Source organism: Maribellus sp. YY47, assembly GCF_023111095.1.
Taxonomy (GTDB): Bacteria; Bacteroidota; Bacteroidia; order Bacteroidales; family Prolixibacteraceae; genus Draconibacterium.
Map to the genome: position 1 here is coordinate 60,708 of NZ_JALGYW010000010.1, position 6,380 is coordinate 67,087.

A 6,380-nucleotide genomic window follows, 5' to 3' on the forward strand; every position below is an offset into this window, starting at 1 on the left:
TCGCAATTTAGTTGATCGTAATTTTAATTGGTTGTGGTACAGTACTGAACATTTAAATTAATAACATAATAAAGGAAATATGGCACATCAATGTATAAATTACCATTCACTTGATGAACTGTTGTAAGTGGTAATTCGGTTAATGTGCCTCCGGGTGAATTACAGCCGTATATGCTTTCAACCGGACTTTCTCCGTAGAGTGACCAGTCCTGTGAAAAGCTAAAGAATATTTGGTCTGAGTTATACCAAACAGTGCCGATTATCTCTTCATTATCAGCAATAATGTCTTGAGATTCTTCCTGTGTATTGTCGAAGTAAAATTCACCGCTCACTTCCTGTCCGCAAAAAGCGAGGTGAGGAAAACAGCCGCCCCCTCCGGTTGGAATGCTGGGATAATACTCTGTATAAGTAACATCGTTTCTTGAATTCAGTGGTTCTCCTGCACTCCAGGCTGATTTCTTTTCTCCCGACTGAATGTTAACGGCTTCTGCATGAGCTAAAATAAATAGTGGCTCACCTTTCCTGAAATCGTAATTTTCACCAAGCTCGGTCTGATCAATAAGGTAAGTGTACTCAGTCAATCCCGATGATTTATACGGAAATTTGCCCGGTTGAGGCTGACCAATTTTATTGACAGGGATTTCAGACATTTTATTTCCTACCCACAGTTGCAGTTTTTCAATAACATACTGATCATTTCCCGATATCTCAATGACAAGTTGTGAACCGCTATTGGCGAGTGTCATAGTGCCAATCGGGAATTCATTTTTGTGCAGCAACTGAATACTGATTGTTTCACTAAAAGATGCTACACCTGCGATTGCACTTTTTAATTCCACGCCTGAAGGTTCAGAAATGCTTCGCAATGCAGTAAGTTCATCGGTTTGCTGGATCACCAGATGATCCAAATTACAGCCCGTTAAGAAGCTTAACGAAACAACGAAAGTGATAATTAATAAGATTGTTTTCATCATGCATCAGTTTAATTTATAGTTCAAAATCGAATGCGGCAAGGCAAACGACTTACTCAAAAAAATAAAATAGAGGGATAGAAATTGATGTGCAATCACCGGCGCATAGTTCTTTTCTCAATTTACTCACAAAACCAAACGTAAGGAGCGCCTGAAAATGGGTCCAATAAACTTCTGCAACGAATTATCGATTTTCATTCAAGGTAAGCTATTTTTCAATGACTTATATTACTGCGTAATGGAAAGTTTTTAACGTCTTGGTAGCAGTTTATTTACATCTTGTTGAAATCGTTCTTGCTTTTTCATCTGGGGTATAAAACAATCATGATTCTCAGGAGTCACCAACAGGAATGAAAGTGTGGTTTGTCCTCAGCATTTCATAAAAGTAGTTAGATTACAAGGCGCATAAAGCGATTGTGCGTTGAATCGCTTATTGATTGCGCCTTTGATTATTTACATATCACCCCCGGGTTTCACCCGAGGTTAATCTTATTTTATCCCTTCGGGATATTGAGCAGAATTACAAACTTAAGTAGAGTTAACCGGACAGTAATGTTTGAACACTTCACTTTTTATGGCGCTGAAAGCGTCGAATGTGATTAACCCGGATAACGCCGGGATGAAATGACCGAAGGGAAATCGTCCGGAACAGTTCGTTGATCACAGATTTATAAGACTTCCCGACGAAAAATAGCTGTCTTTCGTTGGTAGACTTTCAAAAAAAAAGAACCTGCGGAACTTGAATCGCCGGTTCTCTTTTTAAATTTTGTCATTCCAGGAATTAAATTCCCTGTACCGTGACAAAAGTTTTATTTCGTGGGACAACCTGAATAAACAATGTTATTAAGTGATCCTTTGATTGAATAGCCAATTACTTCTTCATTTTCATCAGTTAATGGATCATCCGGAACCGATATTATTGCTTCTCCGTTAACGGCAAGAATCTTGGCATCAGTCCATATGTTGGCTTTTCCATCTTTTGCAGTATCGGGGCCACAATCAGCTGCAAAGCCAAATTCAAACGTAGTAGGTTCGTCGGCTTTGCAACTCACCACACCTGTCCAAGTGAAATTTGTTTGGTTTTTAGGATTATTTACCGAATAGATTTTTTCGTCGGGAGCTACGTATTTTCCATCGGCATTCAATGGTTGATTCTGTACCTGCGGGAATGTAAACTCGATGGTAACTTCCGCCTCTTCATCGTGGTTGTATGAGAATGTAATATCCAGATTATCTTCTGTTGTATAGCTAAAACCAGCATCGTCACAATCGCAATTGGTAACAACAACTGTATCAGGATCAGAATATCCTCCACTTCCAACTTTGAAACGTAACGGATATTTTCCGGCCGAATCAAATGTTAAATAAAAAAGCTGTGGCGATTCTGTAGTTTTGTTCATTTGAAATACTTGGATCCAGTCTCCATTTACATACTGTTGAGCTTGAACGTTTGTTCCAATCTCCGTGTACATTTTAAATTCATGTTCAGATCCAGCACAAACTTCAGGCTCCCATTCAACGGTTTTCTCAGAAATTGTTGCTTTTGCTTTTTTCAGTGTTAGCTCATCGGAGCCAATTAGTTCGTCTTTCTGGCAACTCCAGAAAATACCGCCGGCTGCAATAAGAGCCAACACGGCAATGTAAACCCATCTTTTCATCTTTACGTGTTTTTTAGTTAATAATTTTAAAACGAATTTTACGTCCGTTATTAGTTTTGCTAAGCCTTGTATAGTAGGCTTTTAGGTATGGTGAAGATAATTCGTTTATTGTTCAGTTGGAGCGTTGATTCGTCCGGTTTTGAGAGAATATAGGGTACTTTCGGGTAAACACCGGAAACACCGAAATTAAAAGGTATTTAAGGGTTTTATAGCCTTTCTGATATTTGGCACGATTTTTAAGAACCGGTTAAAAGTTTCATTTTGGGAGAAAAGATGAGGGCCTATGAATTAGCTGAAATGCAGAAACTTACGACTAAGTGTTAAAAACAAAAACCAGCAGGAATATTCCTGCTGGTTTAACTGTCCGGTTAGATGTGTCCGCACATTCTATTAACATAAACGATATCCTGTTATTGTCTGTATACCAGTTTGCCGTTATAGATCATATCGCCCAGTTTCACCACATAGAAGTACATGCCACTTACCTCAGTCTGCGGTTTGAATTCCACATTATAGGTAGTATTCTCTTCCACCTTACCATCGTAAATGGTTTGTACCATCCGGCCGTTTATATCGTAAATGTCGACTTTAGCCTGTGTTGCCACCGGCGAAATAAATTCGAAACGTACCTTCTCGCTAAACGGATTCGGGTAAACTTTTAGTTCGGCAGATTCAACTACCATATTGTTGTTGTGTGAGATCTCGGCAGATTTAACTTTGTTTTTGATTTGTTGAACAAGACTTACTGATACGTCTTTATAAATTGCAACGACAGTAAAACTACCAGTAGAATTAAAGGTGTATGTTTCCTGAGCAACACCATTTTCGTCGATAGTGCCAGTGCTTTCAGATCCGTTTATTATGAAAGTTATCAGATCACCGTTAGAGATTCCAGAGCCGGTAACAGTAGCCATAAAGGTCACTGTTTTTCCGACCTGTTCAGGATTTTTCGAAGAAATCAGCGTAATAGTTAAATCACTTTCAACAGTTTGTGATACGGATCCATCTGCCCCGGTTAAATCATAGGTTGCAGTGATTAAATGTTCACCCGCAGCGAGGTCATTCGTTGAAATTTGCGCCTTGTTCCCGCTTACCGTTACGACCGCCATTATTGATTCTCCATCCCTGAATGTGATCGTCCCAGACGGAGGTGCTGATGAGCCCGCAACAATTGCAGTAAAGACTATATTTTCACCAACCGATGACGGATTATTGGATGAGGTAAGTGTAACCGTGATGTTGTCCTTAACCACCTGTGTTAACGAAGCGCTGCTCATCACATTTGTACCTGCTGCATCGTCATAATAAACTGCAGTTACCAGGAATGACCCTTCTTCGCTGAAATTGTGGATAAACGTTACCATTCCTCCGCTTAGGTATTCATCACCGCTGGCGATAACCACTCCTTCCGATTCCACGAAAAAGTTCACTTTGTTACCATTCATTCCTCCATTAACTGAGGCGGTAAACGTGACATTTTCTCCAGTTGTTGATGGATTCTTCGAAGAAGAGAGTACAATCGATGGATTGACAACCACCTGGTTTAAGGTTGCCGATAATCCGGTATTGTTATAAACTGCGGTAATGACGTGAGTACCTGCCAGAGTGAAACTAGTTGCAAAGGAAGCTAAGCCTGATCCGTCAACTACGGATGTCCCCAATACGGTGTTGCCATCTTTAAAGGTAATCATCGAACCTGCTACCGATGCAGCCGTACTTGCAGTAAACTCAACTTGTTCGCCAACACCGGAAGGATTCTTGTTGGAAGAAAGCGCTACTGTTAAACTATTCACAACCTGTGTTAATGATTTTTCAGTATCCATGTATCGAACTGTTATTTCATACTCGCCAGCTTGAGCAAAAGTATGTTTCTTTTCAGCAATTCCATCAGTTGTATTTACGGGACACTCAACTCCCTCAATTGTGAACGTAAATTGATCGCCAACCTTAACATCCGGTCCGACGGTTGCCACGAATGTTACTTCTTCGGTTTCAAGTGATGGGTTCAGGCTTGAAGTAAGTACCAGCGAAGAGCCAAGTACAAGTTGAGTCAATGAGCCTTCACTGTCTTTGTAGCCGTTGGTACTGGTATAATAAGCTGTCACTTCATGAGAGCGATCTTCGACAAAAGTCCACGAAAGTTTAGCAGTTCCTTTGGAGTCAAGATATTCAATTTTAGGTTGCCCATTCTCCATTACCGGTTCTTCATCAACCATAAATTGAATAATTCCCTGCGGTGTCACATCATGACCATAGACTGTAGCGGTGAATGTAACTTCGTCTCCTGCATACGATGGATTCTGACTGGAAGTAATCACGGTATGTGTAATATCCGATTCATTGCAAATCAATCCGTCGTGAACAATGATGTTTCCACCCACCAGTGTCAGTTCTTCAGTTGAACTGATTGGCCAACTGGATGAATAGATCAAATCTGAACCGTTATACAAGGTAATGCCAATCATATCAGCTACACCCGGTTCACCGTTGTCGGTGAGTGTTACCTGCATTTGCAGACCACCATATATCGATATCGGATAAGCTGAATTGGTAACATTGCTCAGGTTCGCCTTGCTGGTGAAAACAGCCTGGTGTTCGCAAGGATTATCAGGATTAATACCCAAACCTGACATAGCTGTGGTTTTAATCTGGTACACCTGATCGCCCCTACGGAAGATGATATTCATTCTTCCCTGCAGGTTCTTCATGGTTTTATTCCATTTAATGTTGAATCCAAAGTTCACTTTACGGCCCGGGTCAGAAGCATACTCACCTTTTGAATCTACCGGTATGATATGTCCGCCACCCGTAATAAACTCGTTAAGCGAGGTCCGGTAAACGGTAAGAACCGTTTGGTCGCCTCCTTTGTAATATCCATTAGACTCTAAAGGTGGGTCTTGTGTCATATCCTGTGTTCCAACTTTTACCTCAACGGTGTAGTCGGTGTACCCGGCGGTAGGAACCGGGGCATTCCACTCAACACTTACAATTCCCTGTGTTAAATCGGCCGGTGAAAGCAAATCAGGCGTTAACCATCCTGAAACAGCAGATCCGTCAACCAGGAACATTACCCTGGCATTCCGGATATCTCCACGGAAACCATCTGCATCATCAGTAATCGTAGCACGCAACGTAACTGGTGTTTCATTTACATCGAGATTGGCTTCGCCAACAATCTGGATGCCGGAGTAATCTACAATAGCATCTTCCTGTCGAACATCAAAGTCTTTCTCAACTTCTTTGCTTTCATATGGAATTTCATTAATTGTATTACCTGCAAATGAAGCGACAACCTTCTCATTAATAGATAGAGTTGGATCCTGGTCTAATATTAAAGTTGTAGCAGCGATTCCATTTGCATCTGTTATAGCAGATACCGATAGCTGGCTTCCAACTTTGAACGTAATGGTCTGTCCTGCCAATGCTTCTCCATTGCCATTGGTTAATGTTGCCTGTAATTTTATTTGATCAGAATACTGGGCAAAATCTTCGATTGGCTTGTCGAGAGTGAGATTCACATCATTGTCGATTATTGTAAGAATAGCAACGTCAGTTATATCAACAGGCAAACCGACCAAATTATCCATATAAATATTTACAGTTTCATTTTGCTCTGCCTCTGTATCATTTATTGGAGTAACGGTGAAAGTTTGAGTTTCCAAAGCGTTACCGACAAAAGTGATTGTTTGTCCTGTTACGGCAGTATAGTCGCTGTTTGCGATTGTGGCTGTTCCGTCAGCAGTATNNACAT

At 40.8% G+C, this 6,380-nt stretch carries 3 protein-coding genes; all 3 read right to left on the reverse strand.

The genetic code is table 11. The features are described from left to right. Positions 1 to 23: 23 nt before the first annotated feature. Positions 24 to 971, reverse strand: a complete 948-nt coding sequence (locus MR764_RS09940; RefSeq protein ID WP_247979263.1) for a hypothetical protein — start codon at positions 969 to 971, stop codon at positions 24 to 26. A gap of 809 nt (positions 972 to 1,780) precedes the next feature. Then, the gene (locus MR764_RS09945; protein ID WP_247979264.1) at positions 1,781 to 2,629 is read right to left on the reverse strand and encodes a hypothetical protein; all 849 of its coding nucleotides are present in this window, start codon (positions 2,627 to 2,629) and stop codon (positions 1,781 to 1,783) included. A gap of 410 nt (positions 2,630 to 3,039) precedes the next feature. Beyond that, positions 3,040 to 6,380: Ig-like domain repeat protein (locus MR764_RS09950; RefSeq protein ID WP_247979265.1), on the reverse strand; the 3,341-nt coding region annotated here is incomplete at its 5' end.